The sequence below is a fragment of the Candidatus Spongiihabitans sp. genome, from assembly GCF_965237845.1.
Lineage (GTDB): Bacteria > Pseudomonadota > Gammaproteobacteria > Arenicellales > Poriferihabitantaceae > Spongiihabitans.
Genome location: NZ_OZ250154.1, coordinates 2,386,849 through 2,410,501, shown reverse-complemented (window position 1 = coordinate 2,410,501; position 23,653 = coordinate 2,386,849). Strand labels below are relative to the sequence as shown.

The 23,653-nt window shown below is 46.4% G+C and carries 25 protein-coding genes and 2 pseudogenes; 20 read left to right on the top strand and 7 right to left on the bottom strand.

Annotation, left to right across the window (positions count from 1 at the left end; translation table 11 throughout):
- Positions 1 to 265: 265 nt before the first annotated feature.
- The 16 genes and pseudogenes from ACPXXB_RS11500 (at position 266) to hisC (ending at position 16,376) form a co-directional block, all read left to right on the top strand.
- Entirely contained in the window at positions 266 to 757 is a 492-nt protein-coding gene (locus ACPXXB_RS11500; RefSeq protein WP_423907554.1) for an Rrf2 family transcriptional regulator, read from the top strand.
- Between the two features lie 38 nt (positions 758 to 795).
- Positions 796 to 2,247 (top strand): Fe-S cluster assembly protein SufB, encoded by a 1,452-nt coding sequence (sufB, locus tag ACPXXB_RS11495; protein WP_423907552.1) that lies wholly within the window; start codon positions 796 to 798, stop codon positions 2,245 to 2,247.
- Between the two features lie 19 nt (positions 2,248 to 2,266).
- Positions 2,267 to 3,502, top strand: a complete 1,236-nt coding sequence (locus ACPXXB_RS11490) for a DNA methyltransferase (protein WP_423907550.1) — start codon at positions 2,267 to 2,269, stop codon at positions 3,500 to 3,502.
- Between the two features lie 61 nt (positions 3,503 to 3,563).
- Positions 3,564 to 4,310 (top strand): Fe-S cluster assembly ATPase SufC, encoded by a 747-nt coding sequence (gene sufC / locus ACPXXB_RS11485; protein ID WP_423907549.1) that lies wholly within the window; start codon positions 3,564 to 3,566, stop codon positions 4,308 to 4,310.
- Positions 4,300 to 5,619, top strand: coding sequence for a Fe-S cluster assembly protein SufD (gene sufD / locus ACPXXB_RS11480; RefSeq protein ID WP_423907547.1), 1,320 nt, complete (start codon positions 4,300 to 4,302; stop codon positions 5,617 to 5,619). The genes sufC and sufD overlap by 11 nt, the downstream gene beginning before the upstream one ends.
- A 23-nt stretch (positions 5,620 to 5,642) precedes the next feature.
- Positions 5,643 to 6,101, top strand: coding sequence for a DUF59 domain-containing protein (locus ACPXXB_RS11475; protein ID WP_423907545.1), 459 nt, complete (start codon positions 5,643 to 5,645; stop codon positions 6,099 to 6,101).
- 18 nt (positions 6,102 to 6,119) lie between these two features.
- Entirely contained in the window at positions 6,120 to 6,440 is a 321-nt protein-coding gene (locus ACPXXB_RS11470) for a non-heme iron oxygenase ferredoxin subunit (RefSeq protein ID WP_423907543.1), read from the top strand.
- Complete coding sequence (gene murA / locus ACPXXB_RS11465; RefSeq protein WP_423907541.1) at positions 6,441 to 7,748, top strand: UDP-N-acetylglucosamine 1-carboxyvinyltransferase; 1,308 nt, start codon at positions 6,441 to 6,443, stop codon at positions 7,746 to 7,748. It abuts the gene before it with no gap.
- An 11-nt stretch (positions 7,749 to 7,759) separates the two neighbouring features.
- Positions 7,760 to 7,891, top strand: coding sequence for a hypothetical protein (locus tag ACPXXB_RS11460; RefSeq protein WP_423907540.1), 132 nt, complete (start codon positions 7,760 to 7,762; stop codon positions 7,889 to 7,891).
- Between the two features lie 25 nt (positions 7,892 to 7,916).
- A pseudogene (locus ACPXXB_RS11455) lies at positions 7,917 to 8,211 on the top strand (hypothetical protein); the annotation flags it as partial.
- A gap of 28 nt (positions 8,212 to 8,239) precedes the next feature.
- Complete coding sequence (locus ACPXXB_RS11450) at positions 8,240 to 10,588, top strand: hypothetical protein (protein WP_423907538.1); 2,349 nt, start codon at positions 8,240 to 8,242, stop codon at positions 10,586 to 10,588.
- A complete protein-coding gene (locus ACPXXB_RS11445) occupies positions 10,585 to 11,628 on the top strand; it encodes a DNA cytosine methyltransferase (protein WP_423907537.1) in 1,044 nt (347 codons plus the stop codon). Before ACPXXB_RS11450 ends, ACPXXB_RS11445 begins: the two co-directional genes overlap by 4 nt.
- Before the next feature lie 9 nt (positions 11,629 to 11,637).
- Complete coding sequence (locus ACPXXB_RS11440) at positions 11,638 to 13,302, top strand: TIGR02391 family protein (RefSeq protein ID WP_423907535.1); 1,665 nt, start codon at positions 11,638 to 11,640, stop codon at positions 13,300 to 13,302.
- Positions 13,295 to 13,564: a hypothetical protein gene (locus tag ACPXXB_RS11435; RefSeq protein ID WP_423907533.1), complete on the top strand. Its 270-nt coding sequence runs from the start codon at positions 13,295 to 13,297 to the stop codon at positions 13,562 to 13,564. Before ACPXXB_RS11440 ends, ACPXXB_RS11435 begins: the two co-directional genes overlap by 8 nt.
- A 396-nt stretch (positions 13,565 to 13,960) precedes the next feature.
- Positions 13,961 to 15,286: a histidinol dehydrogenase gene (hisD, locus tag ACPXXB_RS11430; protein WP_423907531.1), complete on the top strand. Its 1,326-nt coding sequence runs from the start codon at positions 13,961 to 13,963 to the stop codon at positions 15,284 to 15,286.
- Positions 15,279 to 16,376 carry a histidinol-phosphate transaminase gene (hisC, locus tag ACPXXB_RS11425; protein ID WP_423907529.1) on the top strand — a complete coding sequence of 366 codons (1,098 nt, stop codon included), beginning with the start codon at positions 15,279 to 15,281 and terminating at the stop codon, positions 16,374 to 16,376. The genes hisD and hisC overlap by 8 nt, the downstream gene beginning before the upstream one ends.
- A 260-nt stretch (positions 16,377 to 16,636) precedes the next feature.
- Here the strand turns inward: hisC and ACPXXB_RS11420 are convergent, their stop codons facing one another.
- Positions 16,637 to 18,349 carry a GNAT family N-acetyltransferase gene (locus ACPXXB_RS11420; RefSeq protein WP_423907528.1) on the bottom strand — a complete coding sequence of 571 codons (1,713 nt, stop codon included), beginning with the start codon at positions 18,347 to 18,349 and terminating at the stop codon, positions 16,637 to 16,639.
- A gap of 45 nt (positions 18,350 to 18,394) precedes the next feature.
- Here ACPXXB_RS11420 and ACPXXB_RS11415 point away from each other — a divergent pair, with 45 nt between their 5' ends.
- The gene (locus tag ACPXXB_RS11415) at positions 18,395 to 18,553 is read left to right on the top strand and encodes a hypothetical protein (RefSeq protein WP_423907526.1); all 159 of its coding nucleotides are present in this window, start codon (positions 18,395 to 18,397) and stop codon (positions 18,551 to 18,553) included.
- Positions 18,554 to 18,574: 21 nt separating this feature from the next.
- Here the strand turns inward: ACPXXB_RS11415 and ACPXXB_RS11410 are convergent, their stop codons facing one another.
- From ACPXXB_RS11410 to rsmD, 3 genes are read right to left on the bottom strand one after another with little or no spacing between them, the layout of a single operon-like run.
- Positions 18,575 to 18,826: a YfhL family 4Fe-4S dicluster ferredoxin gene (locus tag ACPXXB_RS11410; RefSeq protein ID WP_423907524.1), complete on the bottom strand. Its 252-nt coding sequence runs from the start codon at positions 18,824 to 18,826 to the stop codon at positions 18,575 to 18,577.
- A gap of 51 nt (positions 18,827 to 18,877) precedes the next feature.
- Positions 18,878 to 19,372 carry a pantetheine-phosphate adenylyltransferase gene (gene coaD / locus ACPXXB_RS11405; protein ID WP_423907522.1) on the bottom strand — a complete coding sequence of 165 codons (495 nt, stop codon included), beginning with the start codon at positions 19,370 to 19,372 and terminating at the stop codon, positions 18,878 to 18,880.
- Between the two features lie 10 nt (positions 19,373 to 19,382).
- Positions 19,383 to 19,961: a 16S rRNA (guanine(966)-N(2))-methyltransferase RsmD gene (gene rsmD, locus ACPXXB_RS11400; protein ID WP_423907520.1), complete on the bottom strand. Its 579-nt coding sequence runs from the start codon at positions 19,959 to 19,961 to the stop codon at positions 19,383 to 19,385.
- A gap of 145 nt (positions 19,962 to 20,106) precedes the next feature.
- On the opposite strand from rsmD, the gene ftsY reads away from it, so the two are divergent.
- Positions 20,107 to 21,036, top strand: coding sequence for a signal recognition particle-docking protein FtsY (ftsY, locus tag ACPXXB_RS11395; RefSeq protein ID WP_423907518.1), 930 nt, complete (start codon positions 20,107 to 20,109; stop codon positions 21,034 to 21,036).
- Positions 21,037 to 21,125: 89 nt separating this feature from the next.
- On the opposite strand, the gene infA is transcribed toward ftsY, so the two are convergent.
- Both infA and ACPXXB_RS11385 read right to left on the bottom strand, forming a co-directional pair.
- A complete protein-coding gene (gene infA / locus ACPXXB_RS11390; RefSeq protein WP_423907517.1) occupies positions 21,126 to 21,344 on the bottom strand; it encodes a translation initiation factor IF-1 in 219 nt (72 codons plus the stop codon).
- 111 nt (positions 21,345 to 21,455) lie between these two features.
- Positions 21,456 to 21,725, bottom strand: a pseudogene (locus ACPXXB_RS11385) (integrase core domain-containing protein); the annotation flags it as partial.
- Positions 21,726 to 21,753: 28 nt separating this feature from the next.
- On the opposite strand from ACPXXB_RS11385, the gene ACPXXB_RS11380 reads away from it, so the two are divergent.
- On the top strand, positions 21,754 to 21,957 hold the full coding sequence (locus ACPXXB_RS11380; protein ID WP_423907515.1) for a hypothetical protein: 204 nt from the start codon (positions 21,754 to 21,756) through the stop codon (positions 21,955 to 21,957).
- A 605-nt stretch (positions 21,958 to 22,562) separates the two neighbouring features.
- On the opposite strand, the gene ACPXXB_RS11375 is transcribed toward ACPXXB_RS11380, so the two are convergent.
- Complete coding sequence (locus ACPXXB_RS11375; RefSeq protein ID WP_423907514.1) at positions 22,563 to 22,709, bottom strand: hypothetical protein; 147 nt, start codon at positions 22,707 to 22,709, stop codon at positions 22,563 to 22,565.
- Here ACPXXB_RS11375 and ACPXXB_RS11370 point away from each other — a divergent pair.
- Positions 22,708 to 23,355 (top strand): DUF805 domain-containing protein, encoded by a 648-nt coding sequence (locus ACPXXB_RS11370; protein ID WP_423907512.1) that lies wholly within the window; start codon positions 22,708 to 22,710, stop codon positions 23,353 to 23,355. The two genes, ACPXXB_RS11375 and ACPXXB_RS11370, sit on opposite strands and share 2 nt — an antisense overlap.
- Positions 23,356 to 23,653: the final 298 nt, after the last annotated feature.

Here is a 23,653-nt window from a genome sequence, read left to right as displayed (position 1 = left end):
ATTTAACGCTTGCTATTTTGCTAAAGTCTTTATCATTATGTAGCAATATTAAATCATGGGTCATGACAACTCGCGGTTGGTGCTGCGGATTAACTCCACTGGGCGACTATGCCACAAGCGGCAAGAGACCGTCTGCCCCTTAGGCTATCATAAAAACCTACTAAATTACTTGGTTTTAGTTTATACTCCTGTTTTTCCATGATGAGCCCCTGTAGATGAGACCCTGTAAATTTGCTGCCCGATGCGCTCCGACCGATAATTTTCGATGCATCTGACAACCAAAGGCCGATATGCCGTTACTGCAATGATTGATTTGGCAATTAACCAGCGCAATGGGCCAGTTACGTTGAAAAGTATATCGGATAATCAAGGGATTTCACTGTCCTATCTCGAACAGCTGTTTTCTAAAATGCGGAAATCTGATTTGGTGACTGGCACGCGTGGACCGGGGGGTGGATATGTTCTTGCAAAAGATGTTGATCAAATCAGCATGGCCGATATTGTGGTTGCGGTGGACGAGCCGCTCGACATCACCCAATGCGACGGTGCACAAAACTGCCACGATGGCAAGCGCTGCCTGTCGCACGATTTGTGGAGTGAATTGAGCGATCAATTATATAGGTTTTTGGCAGGCATACGATTGGGCCAGTTGATGCGACAAAGCGGGGTCGGTCAACAGCGCACTGATGAATCCAGCAATTCACAGTTCGTGAATTTGCCAATTTTGGAAAGTTCGACCAACGTAATCTCTTCATAAATTAAACAAGAATCATTTTAAATACGTGGAATAATTAAATGACCAGTACAGAACAAGAAATCGCTTCTTTAGTTCAGCGAGACTATAAAGAAGGCTTTATTACCGATATTGATGCGGATACGCTGCCTCCCGGGCTAAACGAAGATGTAATTCGTATTATCTCCGCCAAAAAAGAGGAGCCGGAATTTTTGCTGGAATGGCGGTTAGGCGCCTATCGGCATTGGCTTGAAATGGAATCTCCAGAGTGGCCGCATTTGAATTACCCGCCCGTGGAATTTCAGGAAATTAGCTATTATTCCGCGCCCAAGCAGAAACAGCTGCTGGACAGCCTGGATGAAGTCGATCCGAAGCTGCTCGAGACCTACGAAAAGCTGGGTATTCCCCTCGACGAACAAAAAATGCTGGCCGGGGTCAAGGTTGCGGTGGATGCGGTATTTGATAGTGTGTCGGTAGTCACAACATTTAAAAAGACTCTGTCCGAGTCAGGGGTTATTTTTTGTCCGTTATCGGAAGCCCTGAAAGATTATCCTGAATTGGTGAAGCAATATCTCGGTTCTGTGGTGCCATCGGGCGATAACTATTATGCCGCGCTAAATTCCGCAGTATTCAGCGAAGGCTCATTTGTTTATATACCAAAGGGCGTTCGTTGCCCAATGGAATTGTCAACCTACTTTCGAATCAATGCGATGAATACCGGGCAGTTTGAACGAACCCTGATCATCGCCGATGAAGATAGTTATGTGAGTTATCTTGAAGGCTGCACAGCGCCGCAACGAGATGAAAATCAATTACATGCGGCGGTGGTGGAGCTAATCGCCTTGAACGGCGCCGAGATCAAATACTCCACCATACAGAACTGGTATCCGGGGGATGAAAACGGCAAGGGCGGTATTTATAACTTTGTGACCAAACGTGGCGCATGCCGTGGGGAAAACGCCAAAATTTCATGGACTCAAGTGGAAACCGGCTCGGCGATCACCTGGAAATACCCCAGCGTATTGCTCGAAGGGGACAACTCCATCGGCGAATTTTATTCGGTGGCGCTGACCAATAATTATCAGCAAGCGGATACCGGCACCAAGATGGTGCATATCGGCAAGAACGCAAAAAGCACGATTATTTCAAAAGGCATTTCCGCCGGTCATGGACAAAATTCTTATCGCGGATTAGTCAAGGTGGTTAAGGGCGCGGAAAATGCGCGTAATTATTCGCAGTGCGATTCATTGTTGATGGGCGATAAATGCGGAGCCCATACTTTTCCTTATATGGAGGTTAAAAATCCAACCGCAGTGGTTGAGCACGAAGCCACCACCTCGCGCATCGGCGAAGACCAATTATTTTACTGCCGTCAACGTGGCCTGTCGGAAGAAGATGCCATCTCCATGATCGTGAATGGATTCTGCAAGGACGTTTTCAGGGAATTGCCCATGGAGTTTGCGGTTGAAGCGCAGAAACTGTTGGGGATTAGTTTGGAAGGGTCGGTTGGATAGCGTTGCCGGAAGAACCACGATGCAAAGCCAAAATAAAATATATGTCGGCGACAATCTTTCCGTCCTTATGGGTATGAATAGTCGCACGGTGGATTTGATTTACCTTGACCCGCCGTTTAATTCCAAGCGGATTTATCGCGTCCCGATTGGCACGCCAGCCGGCAAAAAAGAGGCTGGTTTCGATGATATTTGGGTTTGGAGCGAGGATATTGACATACGCTTGGAAGCGTTCCTTGATAAATATCCCCGGCTCTTTAGGTTTATTGGCAGCGCCGGAGAAATACACGGCTTGCCCATGAAGGCGTATTTGACCTTCATGGCACAGCGGATGATTGAAATGCATCGGGTGCTGAAAGAAACAGGCAGTTTATATTTGCATTGCGACCCGACTGCCGGCCATTACCTGAAAATTATGTTGGATGAAGTTTTTGGCAAGCATAATTTTCGAAATGAAATTGCTTGGGCGTATAAAACGGGCGGGGTGAGTAAACGACATTTCTCGCGAAAACACGATGTTGTTTTCTTTTACTCCAAGGGGAGAGAGTATGTATTTAATTTGCAAAAAGAAAAATCGTATTTATCGCATAAATATGGATTTAAAAACATCGAGATTCTTTCCGACGATGGCGGAACTTATCGCTACGTGCATTGCAGAGACATTTGGGACATACCCGCATTAAGGGGCAATCAACCGGAAGTCACCGGCTACCCCACGCAAAAACCGCTGGCGTTGTTGGACCGCATCATCAAAGCCAGCAGCAACGAAGGCGACTTGGTGTTGGATCCATTCTGCGGTTGTGCGACCACCTGCGTCGCCGCGCATCGATTGCAACGCAATTGGATTGGCATTGATGTGAGCGATGTTGCGGTGGATTTAGTGCGGGATAGATTAACGGATGCCACCGCGCAGGGATTGCTGAAATCGGATGATGTTAAGAAGGAAGTATTTACAGATTTTTTGGCCACCGACAAGCCGCCGATGCGAACCGATATTGTCAAAACCAAACTGAAAAAACCGCAAATTAAAAAGATTCTTTTCGACGAGCAGGAAGGTGTATGTAACGGCTGTAAAAAAGAGTTTGACTTACCGAATTTCCACCTTGACCACATTGTCCCCAAGTCAAAGGGCGGTGGCGATTACATGGAAAATTTCCAATTGCTTTGTGGCAATTGCAACAGCATAAAAGGCGACAGGCCAATGGAATATCTGCAATACAGAATGCGAATTCAGAAAAACTTAACGCCAATGTATTAGTCTCGTCGTCCCTGAAAAATGATAAGTCTTTTAATAATTTAATCAAATCTGAGTCATATAAATGCTTACAGTTAAAAAACTCCACGCCAGCGTGGACGGCAAGGCCATACTTAACGGCATCAGTCTGGAGGTTGCGGCCGGCGAAGTGCATGCGATTATGGGCCCCAACGGCTCCGGCAAAAGCACCTTGGCCAACGTGCTGGCGGGACGCGATAACTACGAAATCACCGCCGGGTCGGTTGCCTATAAGGGTTGGGATTTGCTCGAAATGGAGCCGGAAATCCGCGCCCGGGAAGGGCTTTTTCTGGCCTTTCAGTATCCGGTCGAGATTCCGGGGGTTACGAATCTGTACTTACTCAAGGCATCCATCAACGCCATTCGCAAGCATCGCGGCGATGAGGAGTTGAACGCCGTTGAGTTTCTTAAACTGATCAAGGAAAAGGCGGCGCTGGTGGAAATGAACGAGGCGTTTTTATATCGCTCGATCAATGAAGGCTTTTCCGGCGGCGAGAAAAAACGCAATGAGATTCTGCAAATGGCGTTGTTGGAACCTTATTTAAGCGTTCTCGATGAAACCGATTCCGGGCTGGATATTGATGCGTTGAAAATTGTGGCGCATGGCATCAATACATTGAGAAATAAGGATCGCGCCATGATTGTGGTGACCCACTATCAACGCTTGCTCGACTACATAGTGCCTGATTTTGTGCATGTGCTTGCAGAAGGAAGAATTATTCGTTCTGGCGATAAATCGTTGGCATTGGAGTTGGAAAATAAAGGTTATAGTTGGATTGAAGATGCAGCCTGATACATTTGTCGCAGCCGACACCGCGCATTACATCGACCAATTTGCGCGACTTAACAAAGGTTTGCCGGGGATTGATGTTGCCTGGTTTGATGACCAGCGTAAAAAATATCTGGCGCGATTCAGCAAAATCGGATTTCCAACTCAGCGCGACGAAGATTGGCGCTATACGCCGTTGCGATTGATTACCAGTAAAAACTTCAATGTGGTTACCACGCCGCACCGCAACGTTGATCTAACCCGGTTCAAAATCCCTGCACTCGATAGTTATCAAATTGTATTTGTCGATGGTCATTTGGATCAAAAGCAATCAACGCTGGACCTGAATAAGGGCGACATTACTGTCCGGTCACTATCCGAAGTTCTAACCAATACCCCCGGCTTAGTGGAGAAATATTTTGGCAGCGTTGTAAAAAACAACAGCCACGGATTTACCGCCTTGAATGGCGCCTTGAATGAAGACGGTGTGGTAATCAAAATTGAACCAGACGTCCAAATAGAAAAGCCAATTGAGCTGATATTCCTGAGCCAAACTGAAATGGCAATTTCTCAACCGAGAAATCTGATTATTGCGGGTAAGAACAGCAGGGCGCAGTTTATTGATCGCTACATTTCGAATAGCACTGCACATACTCTGAGCAATAGTACAACAGAAATTATTGTCGAACAGCGAGCTGAAATTGATTATTATATTATTCAAACGCAATCCTCATCTGCTTATCAGGTGTGTGGCGTGTGGGTAAAACAGGCAGAAGGCAGTCGATTTAGTTGTCGAACAATTACCTTGGGCGGCGGCTTGGTAAGAAACGATTTGCGAGTTGATTTGAATGGCCCGGGGGCGCATTGTGACATGCTGGGAGTATATAGTTTGTCAGGCAAGCAGCATGTTGACAACCATACTACAATGGTTCATCAGGCAGAAAACTGCACCAGCAATGAGCTTTACAAAGGGGTGCTGGAGCAACGCTCCAGAGCGGTATTTCACGGGCGCATAAAAGTGGCCTCGGGCGCTCAAAAAACCGATGCGCATCAAGCTAACAATACCTTGCTGTTGTCCCGGGATGCGGAAATCGACACCAAACCCCAGCTTGAAATTTACGCCGATGACGTTAAATGTTCTCATGGCGCAACAATTGGGCAACTCAATGAGGATTCAATGTTCTATTTGCGGACGCGCGGAATCGATGAAGCCGATGCGCGTACATTATTAACCTATGCTTTTGTCAACGAAGTATTGAATCAGATTGATATTGAGCCTTTGCGAGATGTTTTAGAAAAAACCCTGGCCAGTCAGTTAATTCACGAAATTTAATTATTTGAACAAATTATTAAGCCATGAAACGAGTAAATTTTGATCCGCAACTTGAAAAGAGGAAAACCGAAATCATGCAACAGTTTAATGCAGATAATGGCCCAGTCCAACCGAGTAGCCAACCGAGTGGCCAACCGACTGATACGCCAGTCGATACAGACGATTTACCCGCAGCAACCGAAAATGAGTTAGCGGAGCGCGTAGTCGAGGCATTGAAAACGGTTTACGATCCTGAGATTCCGGTGAATATTTATGACCTCGGGTTGATTTATAAAGTGGATATTAACGATGCCTTTGCGGATATTGATATGACCCTTACCGCGCCGGGTTGTCCGGTGGCGGCGACCTTTCCCGGCATGGTTGAACGAACCGTGGCCTTGGTTCCGGGGATTAAAGGCGCTGCCGTGGAATTAGTGTGGGACCCGCCCTGGACCCCGGCATTGATCAGCGAGGCGGCGCGTTTGGAATTGGGCCTGATATAGTCCTGATATAGTGCCAAAATGAGTGAATGGATTAACGCCGTCAAGGCGGATAAATTAAAACCCGGAAAACACGTTGTCGTTGAAGTGGACGATGCAATGATTGTCATTTTCAACCTTGATGGCGAGTTTTACGCGCTTGAAGATGTATGTACCCACGATGGCAGTGAAATTGCCAGCGGTTGTGTGATTGGGGAGAATATTGAATGCCCGCGGCATGGCGCGCAATTTAATATTAAAACCGGAGAAGTTGCTGCACCCCCTGCATATGAACCGATTGATACATTTCCGCTACAAGTTGTCAACGGGGTTGTGCAGGTTAAAGACGACCGTTGGGATTGAATGGATAAACTCATAGCAACTGGCAAGGGGCCGCTGAGGGGCGAGGTGCGAATTTCCGGCGCGAAAAATGCCGCATTGCCATTAATGATTGCTTCTTTGCTGACTGAACAAACTCTGGGCATCAGTAACATCCCCCACCTGCATGACATCACCACCACCATGGAACTACTCGGTCAATTGGGGGTAAAGCTGCAGGTGGATGAAAAATTATCTATTGAAGCGGATGCATCAGGCGTGAGCAGCGTGGTCGCGCCTTATGAATTAGTCAGGACCATGCGCGCCTCAATTCTGGTGCTTGGCCCATTGGTTGCTCGATTCGGAGAAGCAGAAGTTTCACTGCCGGGCGGCTGTGCTATCGGCTCACGGCCGGTGAATTTGCACATTAAGGGACTCGAAGCATTAGGCGCTGAAATAACCATCGACGGCGGATATATCAAAGCCAAAGCTGGCAGGCTAAAAGGAGCGCGGATAGTTATGGATTTAAACTCTGTCACCGGCACCGAAAACTTGATGATGGCAGCGACCCTCGCAGAGGGGCTAACAACCATAGAGAATGCGGCAAGAGAGCCCGAAGTTGTTGACCTAGCGGATTGCTTAAATGCGATGGGCGCAAAAGTGCAAGGCGCCGGATCGGACAAAATTACCATTGAAGGCGTTGAAAAACTTGGCGGCGCGAAACATCGAGTCATACCCGACCGAATCGAAGCGGGAACCTTTTTAGTTGCAGCAACAATTTCTCGTGGTGAAATAAAAGTCAAGAATGTCATCCCCGCACAGCTTGAATCTGTGCTGGACAAGTTACGCGAAGCGGGCGCATATATCGAAACCGGGGATAACTGGATTTACCTCAAGGCGCCAGAGGGCCCGATAAAATCGGTCAACATTCGCACCGCGCCTTATCCCGCTTTTCCGACCGACATGCAGGCGCAGTTTGTGTTGCTCAATGCCATTGCCGAAGGAACCGCGACCGTGGTTGAGACTGTGTTTGAAAATCGCTATATGCATGTTCACGAATTGAGACGTATGGGCGCAAACATTGAATTGGACGGCAACACAGCGATTGTTCAGGGTGTCGAAAGACTCCACGGCGCACCGGTTATGGCAACGGATTTACGCGCCTCGGCGTGTTTGGTCCTGGCCGGGCTGATTGCCAAGGGCGACACCATTATAGATCGTATTTATCATATTGACCGTGGTTATGATTGCATCGAAGAAAAATTGTCACAAATTGGCGCAAGTGTTCGTCGCGTACCGGGTCATTACCTGGAACGAAACATGAATCAAAACATGAATCAAAATCTAGCCTGATTGATTTTATTATGAACAAACCACACATTGTTAAATTTTCAGGCGGCCGTTCTTCGGGGATGATGCTGATGGAATTGCTAAAACAGGAAACATTAAAACCTGAAAGAGGCGATGTGATTGTGTTTAATAACACCCTCAGATAGACCCGGACAATGGCGACGAGACGTCGACATGGTGATGGTCAAACCGGGCATGCCAAACCTCGACATCATCTGGTGGGTAAAACAGGCATTCGGCATGCCAACCTTCGCCTACCAAGTGAGCGGCGAATACGCCATGCTCAAAGCGGCGGCGGAAAACGATTGGCTCAATGAAAAAAGCGGTAATGAAAGCGATGGGTTGCTTCAAGCGTGCCGGCTACGACGGGATTTTGACTTATTATGCGGAGCAGGTTGCGGAGTGGCTATGGAAACTTTATTCTTTATTTATTAAGAATTTAGCGTATAGTATCGTCCTTACGTGAGGGTTAAAAGCATTATGGAAATTTATCAATGACTAATTCAGGTAAGTTTTCCAATAGCCAAATTTCCAAGTTAACGGCGGAGGGTTTCCTGCGTGCGCTTTCCACTGAACAAGTCAATGAAATTCTGAAAAGCCGATCCGAGTTTAGCGATGACAAGAATTGGAAACCCTACGGCGGTGCTGAAAAGAATTGGGACAGGGTAGGTGTCCAAACAAGCGAGCCTGTCGGTGCGTTGGCGGAACTGATTATTAATTCTATTGACGCAATCCTCATGCGGAAGGCGAAGGAGAAGAGGCTGGATTTGGAGAGCGAAGCGGTTCCCCAAAGCATGAGCGAAGCGGTTAAGCTCTTTTTCCCCGAAGTTCAAGAAGGAAAATTAACACTGTTAAGTCAAGGGCAAAGGACAAAATTGGCCGAAAAGAGTGTTTTGATAGGCATTCAAAGAAAAGCCAAAAGGGACACTTGCCCAAATTACACGATAGTTGATTTTGGTGAAGGTCAAAATCACGGAGACTTTGAAAAGACTTTTCTGTCTCTCGGAGAGAAGAACAAGGACGGCATTCCATTTGTTCAGGGGCGTTTTAATATGGGTAGTACCGGGTCCATAACTTTTTGTACCCGAGCGGAAATCAGGAGTGGAATGTACAAACTCATTCTCTCGAAGAGAAACCTGGACGATTCGGATGGCCTATGGGGATGGACTCTAATAAGAGTACGGAGTCCGCACAAGGGGGAGGATCTGCCCGTAGTTGAGTATTTCTGTCCCAATGGGGAAATTGCCTGTTTTGAGGCTGATGAGATTAGAGCTTTCAACGACAGGGCGGACATTGGTGTTGTTAAAGATGGCGGCAGCGTTGTAAAACTATATGAATATGACATAGGCCCCGGTTCCCGTAATGTTGATTTGGGATTGTATGACGCACTCACGACAAGTTTGATTGACTGTGCTTTGCCTCTTCGTTTTTATGATTTTGATGCCAAGCCCACAAAAGTTGGCCTTAGGGCGGAAGGTATAGCCCCAAGAACTTTTTCCGGTATGAAGACAGTGCTTAAATCTGATGATGAAGAAGGCGAAACAAGCCGAGTCGACTTTGAAGGCGTGACTGAGAATTCCGAAAATAGCAGTTTGGGGACTATTCGCATATCCTATTTTGTCTTGGACAAAATGAAGGAGTATTTGCGCAACTACTCTTACAGAATGTTTTACACGATCAACGGTCAATCCCAAGCCAAGGAAAGAGCAAGTTTATTGCGCAAGGCACAACTTGATGATCTAAGAAACCATCTACTTGTTCAAATTGACTGTAATGCCATGGACAACACGGCACGCTCCGCCGTGTTTAAGCCGGACAGGGAAAGAATGGCGCAAATAGAATTGACGAGAGAATTAAAGGAAATCGTTATAGATTCCCTGAGAGAGGACAGAGAACTCAGAAAATATGCGCGAGAAATAAAAAAACGTCGTCAGAGCGAACAGATAGAGAAAGAATCCAGTAAAGAATTCCTTTCCGATCTTGTCAAAAACAATCTCGACCTTCAAGAGCTTTTTGATGCTGGGGATATTGTCGTTGAGCCGGTCCAAACGTCCGGAGGCGAGGACAAATATGAAGGAAAAATGTTTCCAACATATTTAAAGCCAACAAACTTGGAGGAAGGTGACGTAAAAAGTATTCCCATCAATTCTTACAGATGGATTGTATGTAAGACGGATGCTCAAAACGACTATTTAATAAGAGAAGCCGACCAGGGCAAATTTTTGCATCCAATGCCTGATGTACTACCAAATTCAGGTTCTCTGCGTAATGGAAAATTTCGCATAAAGGTAAGCCCTCCAGAAAATGCCAAAGTGAAGGATGAAATTTCTGTTCAGTTTGGCTTCAATGATTCTAATCCAGAGAGAACCACTCCTTTACTTTTCGATGTAACAATAAAAATTTCCAATGAAGAGAAAACAACCACAAATTCTGGCGGAGATAAAACCAATACAAGGAAGAAAAAGGAGCGTTCCCTTAATTTTCCTGACATTGTATGGGTGAAAATGGAAGATTGGGATAACTACAATTATACAGAAGAATCGGGCGGCCATGTTTCTGTGGGAGAGGAGTTGACAGTATATGTGAACCAAGGCAACAAATATCTTTTGTATCTGGTTTTAAGAGAAAGGGACGAAGATAAAAGGGAGATTATTAGACACCGTTTTAGATTCGGTGTTGGTATTCTCACTTTGGCGATGTATAAAAAACTGATCCATGATGCTGAAAAAGAAAACTCCGGCAGACAAGAAGACTATGACGAAGACAAGGTTTTACGTTTGGCCTCATCCGCAATTGCGGCTCATGTGGTAACACTAATTGAAAGACTGGGCGGTGACAAATGACAGCCAAGTTGTTGAAAGCCGTCGATTTTTTCTGCGGTGCGGGCGGAATGACGCAGGGCATGAAGATGGCCGGGGTGAAAGTTGTTGCGGGTATAGATATAGATGAAGATTGCAAGGAGACATATGAGAAAAATCATCCTGAGACTAGATTTTTTCTGAAAGATATAAAGAAACTTCCCCGTACGTTTCTGGAAAAAAAGTGCGGGGTTAAACGCAATGATGATTCTTTAGTTTTTATAGGATGTAGTCCCTGCCAGTATTGGAGCGTTTTGAATACCAATAGAAGATCATCTGAAGGAAGCAAGGGGCTACTTCAAGATTTTTGGCGCTTTGTCTATTACTATAATCCGGGCTATGTTATTATAGAAAATGTTCCCGGAATGAAAAGAAAAGAAGCGGAAAGCGGACTTGATAATTTTTGCGAAAAACTTAAAGAAAAAGGACATGTGATTACCGAAAATATTTTGAACGCCAAGGATTATGGGGTACCTCAGAGCAGGAAGAGATTTGTTTTGATTGCTTCCAGGATGAACGAATCGATCAATTTTCCCAAACCCGAAAAAGAATCGATTCTGGCAGAATTTATCGGAACCCATAATGGTTTTCCCGCCCTTCGAGCCGGGCATATAGATGATACTGATTTCATGGATACAGTTGCATCTTTATCCGAAAAAAATCTGAGACGCGTTAAACTGACCCCCAAAAATGGCGGAACGAGAAAGGCATGGAAAGACGACCCCGAACTTCAACTGAAGGCTTACAAAGGCAAAGATGATTCTTTTAGAGATGTTTACGGAAGGTTGAGATGGAATAAACCTTCTTCGACCATTACAACAAGATTCAACGGGATTTCCAACGGCCGTTTTACCCACCCGGAAGAGGATAGAGGATTGTCTCTAAGAGAGGGCGCGACATTACAGACATTCGAAAAAGACTATATTTTTGTGTGTGAAAGCTCAACAGCCGCCTCCAAACTAATAGGCAATGCCGTACCACCGCAACTCGCTTACAGAATAGCACAGTCCATTTGTGCAGTATGAAACAATTCTATGTCTCAAAACGACAAACAATTAACGATGACATTTGACCCGAAGGTTATAGAACATCTTGGGATTCGGATGTATTCAACCCTGCCGCCGGTTTTGAGTGAGTTAATATCTAATTCATACGATGCGGACGCAACAAGAGTGGAAGTGGAGTTACATGATGTTGGAGAGAAAAGAATTATTGTAAAAGATAACGGTATGGGTATGTCATTTAATGATATTGATAACAAATTTCTTATTATTGGCCGCAATCGCAGAAAAGATGGAGAGGGTATAACTCATAGAGGTCGGGAGGTTATTGGTAAAAAGGGTTTGGGAAAGCTCTCATTTTTTGGGATTGTTCAGACAATTACCATAAACACTGTTAAGCAAAAGAAGCGAAATATTTTTACGATGGATTGGAATGATTTAATGAATTCCTCGGAAGGAAAATATCTAATGACCCCGGAAGTGGTCGATGAAATTGTTGAAGGAGATGACATAGGAACTAAAATAACACTGACAAATATAAATCGAGCATCTGATTTTTCGGAAGAATTGCTTGCTAGTAGCATAGCGAGATTTTTTATTTTTGAAGAAGATTTTGCCGTCACCATACGTCGTAACGATGGGGAAGCGGTAACGTTATCGAATGATATGCGCTTTTCCGCATTTGGCGAGGAATTTTCTTGGGATTTTCCAGACGATTTTACTGATATAGAATCAGATTATGAACATGTTGCCAAAATTCAGGGCAAAATTATTACACCCGAAAAACCCATTGCACCAAGATTTGATTCGAGAGGTATTTCTTTGTTTGCCCGAGGCAAGCTTGTACAAACCCCCTATCAATTTGCTGATAGCACATCCAGCCACTTCTTTTCGTATATGACAGGATGGTTAAAAGTGGACTTTATAGAGGATTTTCTTGAGGATGTGATTTCCACCAATAGACAGAATCTTAACTGGGGACATTTACAAATGAGTGAACTTCATAAGTATCTTGGGCAGTGCGTTCAGTTTGTGCAAGTGGATTGGCGTAAAAAACGTAAAGATGAAAAATTTGCAAAGGTCAGCCAGAATCTTGGTGCTGTTGGCATAGAAGATTGGAAAAAATCCATGCCAGAGAATATGAAAAATAACTTTGAGATTTTTATTAAAAAACTTATTGAAGATCTTCCCGAAGTAGAATCTGACAAGTCTGTTGAATTATTCACCGAACTTAAAGAACTTATACCCCCTTATCCTTATTATCATTGGAGAAACTTGCATCCACTTATTAAGGAAAGGCTATATGAGGACTACAAAAGTGGCAAATATTTAGAAGCGGCAAGAGAAGGAACTGTTGTTTACGACAATAAAGTGAAAAGGGAACTCAATCTTCAATTGTCAGGTGTAGATTTGATGAATCAGGCTTTTAATTTCAAATATGAAAAGAAAAAAGGAAAAATAGAAATCACTAACTATCCGAAACTTCAAGTCTCTAAACTTTCCAGTGAAACAGAAATTAATATACAACATGGTCAAAGATCTCTTTCAGTTGGTTTGATGCAGGCATTTAGGAATCCTGAATCTCAAGAAACTAGAGAAATATTAAACAAACTTTTTATTGAAAATGATTGTCTCAATATCCTAAGTTTGGTTTCATTTTTGTTGTATAGATTGGATAATGTAAAAAAGAATGGGTGATGTCTTTTCACAACAGAAACGCTCATGGCTTATGAGTCGTGTCTGGTCCTCCGGAAACAAATCAACCGAAGGCAAACTTATTGAAGTGTTGAAACAGAACCACCTAACGGGATGGCGGCGTAGGTATCCGTTTTTTGGAAATCCAGACATTGCATTTCCAAATAGCAAAATTGCGGTTTTTATTGACGGGTGTTTCTGGCATGGTTGTCCGAAACATGGAGAGGTTCCAGAAAGCAACAGAGAGTTTGGATTCGAAAGATAGATGCCAACAAGAAACGTGACAGATTGGTAACCAGCACAGTTAAAAACAGAGGATGGAAAGTAATGCGAATATGGGAGTGTCAGCTAAAAGAGCGGCGACTTCTTAACAGAAAAATGAATCAACTTGGAAAACTGGTGAAAAAGACATAAAAGAAAACATGAGCCAACACACTCCCACCGAAATCAATCTCAATCGCAAGACCCGAACTCTGATGGTGTCGTTCACTGACGGCGAGTGTTTTGAAATGAGTTGCGAATACTTACGGTCCATCCCCTCTAGACCGAGGGGTAGGGATACGTCCCCGGTGTGTCGCAAATCGGTGCAAACATTCGTCGAGTGCAGACGTATTACATGAATCGAAACATAAATCAAAATACGGCCTGATTGATTTCCGCCATGTTATTAGAACTCCAATTCGCTGACAAAAATTTCGAAGCCGAACTGGAAAAATTATTGGCCCGCAACCTTGAGGTTGATTCTGGTGGAGATGACTCCGTGGAAAGCAGCGTCAAGACGATTATCGCAACAGTGCGCGCCCAGGGCGACAATGCGGTTATCGACTATACCCGTAAATTAGATAATTTAGATGTGGCACAGGCATCTCAACTGGAATTGCCCGTTGCCGCAATAGACGCGCACATCGCAAACGTTGATGATGAATTAACCGAAGCACTGCAGGCAGCGGCGATGCGTATTCGGGAATTTCACCAAAAAGAAGTGCAGCAGTCATGGTGCTATACCGAATCAAACGGCACTCGGCTCGGGCAAAATATCACCGCCGTGGATAAAGTCGGCGTCTATGTTCCTGGCGGAAAGGCGGCTTATCCTTCTTCGGTGTTGATGACCGCCATTCCCGCTAAAGTCGCAGGCGTTGGGGAAATCATCATGACTGTTCCAACTCCAAACGCAGAGGTTAACTCTGCGGTTATTGCCGCAGCATCGATTGCCGGGGTTGATCGAATATTCACCATAGGCGGAGCGCAAGCGGTTGCTGCCTTGGCTTATGGAACGGAAACCATTCCCAGAGTCGATAAAATCGTCGGCCCCGGAAATATCTATGTCGCCACCGCCAAGAAAATGGTATTCGGCGATGTGGGCATTGATATGATTGCCGGCCCTTCGGAAGTGCTGATTATTTGTGATGAAACCGCTGACCCGGATTGGGTGGCGATGGATTTGTTTGCTCAGGCCGAACACGATGAGCTGGCGCAATCTATGGTAATCACAACATCGCAATCGATGGCCGGGAAAATACAAGCATCGGTCAGGCAACTGTTGCCCGAAATGGAACGCAGGAAAATCATTGAAAAATCCCTGAACACGCAAGGCGCGCTTATTTTGGTTGATGCGTTAAACCAGGCGGCGGAGATTGCTAATCGCATTGCCCCGGAACATTTACAACTGATGGTGAAAGATGCACAAGCACTGCTAGGACAAGTGCGCCATGCAGGCGCTATTTTCGTTGGAAAATATAGCGCGGAGGCGTTGGGGGACTATTGTGCGGGGCCGAGCCATGTATTACCCACAGCAGGGACGGCGAGGTTTAGTTCACCATTGGGCGTGTATGACTTTCAAAAGAGAAGCAGCATAATACAAGCGTCAATGGAAGGCGCGGACGAGATGGCGAAAATCGCTGCGGTTCTTGCCAATTGCGAAGGATTGACCGCGCATCGGCGAGCAGCACAATATCGCCTGACCCGGAATGCGAAGCCTGATGCCTGATTCAAACAACAACGCAAAAGCATCCATCGATAAATGGGTAACCGCTGAGGTGCGCGCCATGAAGGCGTACCGGGTGCCGTCTTCAACCGGGTTGATAAAGCTGGATGCAATGGAAAACCCATATACGCTGCCCGCTACGCTTAAACAGGAATGGTTATCGGTTTTAGGCGGCGTTTCGGTTAACCGCTATCCTGATCCGGATAGCACTGAGTTGAAAGCGTTGATTCGTAGTTGTTTTTCCATCCCTGATGAATGTGGGTTGATGTTAGGCAACGGCTCCGATGAACTGATTCAGATCATCGCAATGCTGGTTGGCGGCGTAGGCAGAACTTTTCTCGCGCCGGTGCCCACATTCTCCATGTACCAACAGATTAGCGTGGCCACGGCAACACAATTTGCAGGGATACCGTTAACTGCTGATTTTTCAATCAAGGCTGAAAATTTGTTTGAGGCAATGGAGGAATTCAGTCCGGCTTGTATTTTTTTCGCCTATCCGAACAACCCCATAGGCAATTGCTTTGACCCGACCACCATCAAGCAAGTTATAAACAGCGCACCGGGCTTGGTTGTGGTTGATGAAGCCTATTTCGCATTTTGCCAAAAATCATTTATAAACGAAATTGCTGCTCATCCAAATCTAATCGTGTTGAGAACCATGTCAAAAAGCGGGCTCGCAGGATTGCGCCTGGGCTTGATGCTAGGGAATCCTGAGTGGATCGAGCAAATGGAGAAATTGCGATTGCCGTACAACAACAATATTTTGAGCCAGGCCAGCGCACAATTTTATTTGCAACACCACGACATTCTGCAACAACAAGCCGGGCAAATAAGAAAAGACCGGAGCTGGGTTTTCCAGGAGATGAGCAAGATTTCCGGCATTGAAGTCTTTCCCAGCGAGGCAAATTTTCTTTTGTTCCGGGTGGAGCGTAGCGCCGACGAGGTCTTCAACGGATTAAGGGAGAAAGGAGTATTAATTAGAAACTTGCATAATCCCTCTTCGCCACTTGAAAATTGTCTCCGTGTGACCATTGGATTAGAGCAGGAAAACCGGGTTTTTATTGCAGCATTATCATCACTATTATTTTTGTAAGATAGTGTATCCACAAGGGTGCTCCTACAAAATATGATCGACTGGCAGCAGTTTCAAAGTTCAAGGTTTAAGGCCGAACTGTTTCAGTATGAGTTTGATTTGTTTTGGGTATAATTTTATAAGAATTGCGCCGACAATTTTCCTTAGTTCAGCAACGCCTTGTTTTTTACCTTTGGGATTTGATAAGGCGGTGCAATTTTTCCATGATTTGCCAAGCAAGATCCGTTCAACCGTCAATATCTCCTGTTGATCGTCGTGGCTCAGGCTATTCGATCGCATAGTAATTTCAGTAAAGCGAATTCTGGATCGATGCTCGGAAAAACTGCGCGTAATTGGTAGCGAAAGTTGCCTGAAAACTTATTTCCCGCCAGCGTTGCTAATTGATTGCCGCGGGGTGAAATGGGTTTTATCATCGCACAGGCGTGAGTTGCCGAATTGCGGCTTTGGTTATGCCCAATTCGCACCGGCATAAATTCGCTATCCAGCCAAAATTGCAAGACCGCTAAATTTGCGCCGAATGTTGTCCCTAACAGGTCAACTTCATGATTATAGAAATTGAAAATATGGGTTAGCAGACCTTTGCCAACGCCATGCCGTTGAAATTCAGGGCGCACTACAATTCGCATTATCCGGGCCGTCTTTAACTTCACAGCATCGATAAGACCTTGTTGCGCACAGAGTAACTCGGGTAGCAAATGATCCTTCGGTCGCGATTGGTTGGCCCAGATTTTGTTTGCGGTTTCATGGTCAAATCCGCCCTCGATTGCAACCACTGCAACCCCGATTATTTGCCTTTGTTGAAGTTGCCGCTGAAGTTGCCCTGGTTGGCAGATTCCAAATAGTCTTATATTGGCAGCATCCAGCAGGTGTCTAAGGTCATGGGGTCGGGTGCGGTAGTGCGCCTGGGTTAGCAGGCCAAACACATCGCGAGTCAAGGATTCATTTTCCACCAAGTCGGATTTTTCAATCACGCTAAACTCAAATTTACTGGTGTCAACCTTGCTGTTATCGGCCTTGCTTTTATTAATGTGACGGAGCGAAATCCCAGCTGGCTCGGCATTGAGTAATAATACATCGAATAAAAATGCGTCTAATGGATCGTCTTGCGCCCAACGGATGGGTGTGGACAGGATGCAGGTTTCCGCTCCTCGGCAATGGCTATCGAGCAATTCTTTGAATCGCAACATAAAACCCCGGCCGGTACCTTCATAGCCATGAACAGTGCTGGTAAAAGCGATTCTGGGAAAGATTTCCAGGATTCGCCCAAGCATTGATAATGGAATAGATGCGGCCTCATCGATCAACAACAAATCAATCTCAGGTTTGGACTCGATTAATTTATCCGCCGGGTAAAAACACAACGAATCTGCGACAATGTTATGCGTGAGCGCGGCGTGCTTGAATACATTCGCAACCGACTGTTTGCTGTTGCCGGTTACGCCAATACGCCTTGCTTTGTCTTGTAGCAATTGACCTGCTGCGATGCCAAGGGCGGCGGATTTTCCTCTTCCTCTATCCGATAGCAATATCGCTGGTCGACGTCTTTGCCCATAAACCACATGCTTGATGGATTCGATCGCCTTGTTTTGATCCGAAAAATCAGGTGGGCTAGCGGGTGTTGTTTGGTAATTAGCAGACAGATTTGGAAGCGTTTTATGTTGCTGAATCAATATGCAATCTGAAGATTCAGAAATGATACGAATTAAGCGCTTAATATAATAGCTGAATTCAGGTTTTGGGTTTCCGTAGGCGGTGATTTTGGCAAATTGCGGGTCGTCAAATTCAGGCCAAAGCGGGAGTTCAGGCGTGATTAGAACCATTAACCCGCCCGCTTTTATGGCGCCGCCAAGTATGCCCGCAGCATCTGGGTCAAAGCCACTGAAACAATCATATACAACGGCAGCAATTTCTTTGCCTAAAGCCTGTTTCGCCTGGTCAATCTTCAAAGTTTTAACGGCGTCATCTGCAATCAATCGTTGGTCGGAATTGCTGACGTGAACAATTGAATCCCGCGGATATTGAGCGCAAATCGTTCAAGCGGATTTCTCTCCCCAGCGCTTGCTGCCGCTCAAAACAATACAAAACCGATGGCGGGCGGCGATCGCTTTGTTGTGGAGTTGCTTGCCAAAGGTATGCACAGTCAAAATTACCTAGGCAGGGCGCTGGATGTCGAATGACAAGTCAAGCTGATTTCTTGATCAGCGTTTCTTGATTAACATTCTGTACTTCAGCAGCAGATCATCCTGAGACTCGATATGGCTTGGGTCAATGGGAATGCAGTCCACCGGACAAACTTCCACACATTGGCTGGTTTCGAAATGGCCAACGCATTCAGTGCATAGCTTCCAGTCAATCTGGTAAATTATTTCCCCTTGATATATCGCATCGTTTGGACATTCCGGTTCGCACACGTCACAATTGATACACTCATCGGTTATGTATAGCGCCATCGAGAATTATCCTGACTGAATTCCAGCGGGTCAATAATTCATCACGAAAATTCAGGCACGGAATTTTGCAACCAAAGCCCGATAAACCTCTTTATGCACAAACGGGCTGACATCCCCGCCGTAACGCGCAATCTCTTTTACTAAACTTGCTGAAACAAAAGTGTGGTTTTCGGAGGGCGTCAAAAACACGGTTTCGATTTCGCTGTCCAGTTTGCGATTCATGGATGCCAGTTGAAATTCATACTCGAAATCCGACACTGCGCGCAACCCTCGAACAATGACATCGGCCTTACAACTGCGGGCGAAATCTATAAGCAGGCCGGGAAATCCCACGACCTCAATGTTACCCGCAATGTCGCCCAAATTCTTTAAAACCGTTTTAGCCAATTCGATTCGTTCATCCGAGGAAAACAGGGGGAATTTTTCTGGGTTATCGGCAATCGCCAGCACCACGAAATCAAACATCCGTGCAGCCCGAATCACCAGATCGCTATGTCCGTTTGTAATAGGGTCGAATGTGCCAGGATAAACTGCTATTTTTGTCATGTCCAAAGTATCAGGTTTTGATTAACGTTGATTGCACCATGCCGCATTGGGATTCTCGAATGATATGCCAGGTTGGCGGAATTGGTAAGGGTGAATTTGATTTTTGAGACTCAATATAAATCAACGCGCCGTCATTCAGCCTGTTGTGGGTAATTAACGATTGGCATATTTCACCTGGATTCATATCTTTGAATGGCGGATCTATGAAAACTATGTCAAATTTTTGGGCAAACTTTTGGGAGATCGATTCCAGATAATGCAATGTTTTTTCGTGACAAATTTCAATAACATCATGGGCATTCAATAAATTTTGGGTGTCAGACAAATGTTTGATTGCCTGGCTATGACTTTCTACCATAACCACACTGGATGCGCCGCGAGACGCGGCTTCAAAACCAAATGCGCCGCTGCCAGCATACAGATCAAGACAGACGCTGCCAACCAGATCATTGCTTAACCAATTAAACAGCGTTTCGCGCACCGCATCCGGGGATGGCCTTAAATCACTAATCTCAGGAAATCGAATCTGCCTACGCCGCCATTGACCGGCAATAATTCTGACTTGTCCCGGTTTTTTCATTTTTTTCATGGAGAAAAACAGGTGTTAAAAGCAGCAAGTTTTAAAAACGATTGTCTCACGACCATTGTTTCATGCAATGATACGATACCGATGTTGCATTCTAATTGAATATCAGTGATAAAGACTAAAACTTAACTACCAACCAAGACACGTAATGGCTTCAGGCGCAGGATTTTTTGCACGACTTGCCAAGACCGGACAACCCCTGTCCGCAGGATTGCTGGGCATATTCAAAGGCAGTTCGGCCCTGGATGACTCTCTTTATGAAGCAATTGAAGACCAATTGTTGATGGCTGACCTTGGCGTTCATACCAGTCAATCACTGGTATCCGGCCTCAGGCGGAAATCCAAACAAGACAAATACACCACCTCCCAACAATTACTTCAGGGATTGCGGGAAACAATATTGGAAACGCTTGGCGACTGCCAGCAAAATGAACTAAATTCCCGGCAGGGTCGGCCTCAGGTGATTTTGATGGTTGGGGTAAATGGGGTCGGAAAGACCACAACATTAGCAAAAATGGCTAAACACTACCAGGATATGGGCAGCAAAGTGATGATGGCAGCATGCGATACCTTCCGGGCCGCCGCAATCGAACAACTCCAGACTTGGGGCGCGCGACTGGATATCCCTGTGGTCGCCCAGTCGCACGGCGCCGATGCGGCGGCGGTCGCCTTTGATGCGTATAGTGCGGCCTGTGCGCGAAAGGTCGATTATTTGCTGATTGATTCTGCAGGACGGCAGCATACCCACGGGGATTTGATGGCGCAATTAAAAAAAATAAAAAAAGTTCTGGCAAAAGCCAATCCTGATATTCCCCATGAAGTGCTCATTACCGTTGACGCCGGCAATGGGCAAAATGTTATTCCCCAGGTGGAAAATTTTCAAAAAGCGATCCCGCTTACTGGATTGTGTATCGCTAAACTAGACGGTACTGCGCGAGGAGGCGTGGTCGTCGCATTGGCGGAGAAGTTCAGGTTGCCAATTAAATTTATCGGGGTAGGGGAAGCGGTAACAGATTTAAGCCCATTTAATGCCGACAAGTTCGTTGCCGCATTGCTGCCGGATTTACCCGACGGCTAATTTCCAGATGTGGCGGGAACTGATAACTGCCGTTTTAGGTTGGGTGGCAGCCCGATTTGCGGCGGGCAACTAGTTGAGAAAATGAAGTGTTAACGTGCGCGGAAAGTGATGCGACCTTTGCTCAGGTCATAGGGGGTAAGTTGAACGGTTACTTTGTCCCCGCGCAGTATGCGTATATAGTGTTTACGCATTTTTCCCGAAATATGCGCAATAATTTCATGCCCATTTTCAAGCTCTACTTTAAACAAAGTATTGGGTAAGGCTTCAATGATTGTGCCTTCCATTTCAATGCTTTCTTCTTTTGCCATATTTTGATCGGTTGTTAAAAGAGGGCTGGAGTTTAAAGAATAATCGATCCCAAGGCAATCGATTGTATAGGCCCACCATCCCCCGCATTCGTGTTGTGTCCGGCCTGATCCTTATGGATTCTTATGGATTCTTATGGTTTCTTCCAGGGCTTCCAGCGGCGCTTTATAGCCTAAACACTTCAGGCGGGTTTTGTTGTGGTTATCCACAAAGGCACGGATAAACCGGTCTCTTTCCCGGTGGCTGCGGAACTTGTTTCCACCGGTGTTGGCGCTGATGTATGCCTTGTGCCGCAGCGCTTCGCTAATGCGGCGATTGAAACGCTCCGCCATGCCATTGGTCTGCGGGTGGTACGGGCGGATTAGGCGATGCCGGATGCCGTGAGCCTACGTCGGCTGTCGAGAGCGCTGGATGCATATACGACCCATCATTTGGGGGTATCGCAATTACAAAACTGGAGATGAAAGCCGCAATTTGTGGTGGATGGCGTTGCTATTTTGGGGCGAAGGCTGGCACAACAACTATCATGCCCGGCCGCACGACTGGAATTTCCGCAAGCGCTGGCGGGAATTTGATATTGGGGCTATGGTCGTGTACCTGACGATGGCCAAATGATGCGGATGGGGATGGGGGTTTTAGGCTCAAGTACGACTCGCGGGTGTTGAAATGGATGTGACTCATTGTAACCCCGCCGAAGATTGCGGGCGCGGAATCGCGGTCGTGGCGGATGGGCGGCGGTGAACCCGCCGAAAACGACTGCTGCCCGATAGCTGACCCGATAGACAGCGGCCGGCGCAGTGTTTGCGGAATAGTCGCCAATTCCAGCGAGGCACCTGCCATACTGTTGCCTGATTGGCTGGTGTTTCAACCCGCGAAGCGGGACCGGAGCCAGCCGTTGGCGTTTCGGGTGTCCGCTCCCCGCTCATAGCTCAAAAGGGGCGGGCAACCGCCTTTTTTCTCGGGCAAAAGAAAAAAGCGCAAAAATGCTTGACATTCAGCGGGGAAGGCAACCTAATCTATCCCGAGTCCAGCTTGGATAGCTGCTTTGGATGATAGACCGCCCAGCCGGGTTGCCTGTTACTGTCAAATACAACGGCAGTTCCAACCCCGTCGGCGCGGATAGGCGGGAGTTGTCGGTAGTTGACGCGAACAGCCCTGTGCCGATGCTTCGGGAAATTGCAATGATATGCCATGATTTTTAGAACGCCTTGTTTTGGAATTTACCGACGGGCATCCAACGGCGCCGCCAGGCATTGCAACTGCAGAACCGGCGTGGCTGCCATTGGATTGCGGGCATTGAGGGCTGCTGGAAATGCCAGCATTGCAACGGCGTGTATGCTGGAGTATTTTACTTGAGAGACGAACATGGCAACGGCAAGCACCCCCGATAACGCGGACGACTATGCCGCCCCGCCGCGCGGACCGATTGCGGCAGTGCGCGTTTGCTTCGTCAAGTATTTTGCTTTCAGCGGACGCGCGTCGCGCTCGGAGTTTTGGTGGTTTTGGCTGTTCGCACTGCTGATGGGTGTCGCATTGGACTGGTTCTCAGACCACCAGACTCGGCCCGCGACCAACCTGCTGGCAATTGGCTGGCTCCTACTGACGGACGCGGAATGGAACTGGGGAGCGGGCAACACCACCGAACCCGAAAGTTGGCTGTTCCCCGCTGGGTATTACTGGGATTTGATATATCCACTGGTATATCTACCGATTTTGCCACAGATAGCAGCGGGGGTTCGGCGTTTGCATGACACCAACCGCTCCGGCTGGTGGATGCTGTTTATCGTGCCATCTCTTTTGCATACCGAGATTGGACTGTTTGCCAATCTGGATTTGGTGCGTTCTTTTTTCGATGCTTACACCATAACAGCAGTGGTGTTGATGGGGATATTTGATTTTCTTTTCCCAATGGTGTTGTTAATCTTGTGGGCACTGAAAAGCAATCCGCAAGAAAACCGTTTTGACCGAGGGCAAGAGTCCTTTGGTTTTTCTTTCAATCATAAATTGCTCTAACGATTGGGCAGGAGGATACACGCATGAACCACGCTTCGCTTTTTGGACGAATTGCTAAACGCCTCGGACGTTCTCAGGAAAATCCGGCTTACCAGGCACTTGTTGGGTAAATCGCCGAATGGGCTTTTGAACAGAGCAACGTAGACACAGTCACGCGTAAAAATACCGTTGACACAGCCCCAAATGGTCATCCACGAGGTACCCCGGCCAGTAATCATCCCGCAGATATTGTTGGCCCGTCCGGAGAAAAAGACTCTGCGCCAGACTCCGGCAGCAATGGCGACGACCACGATTCCGA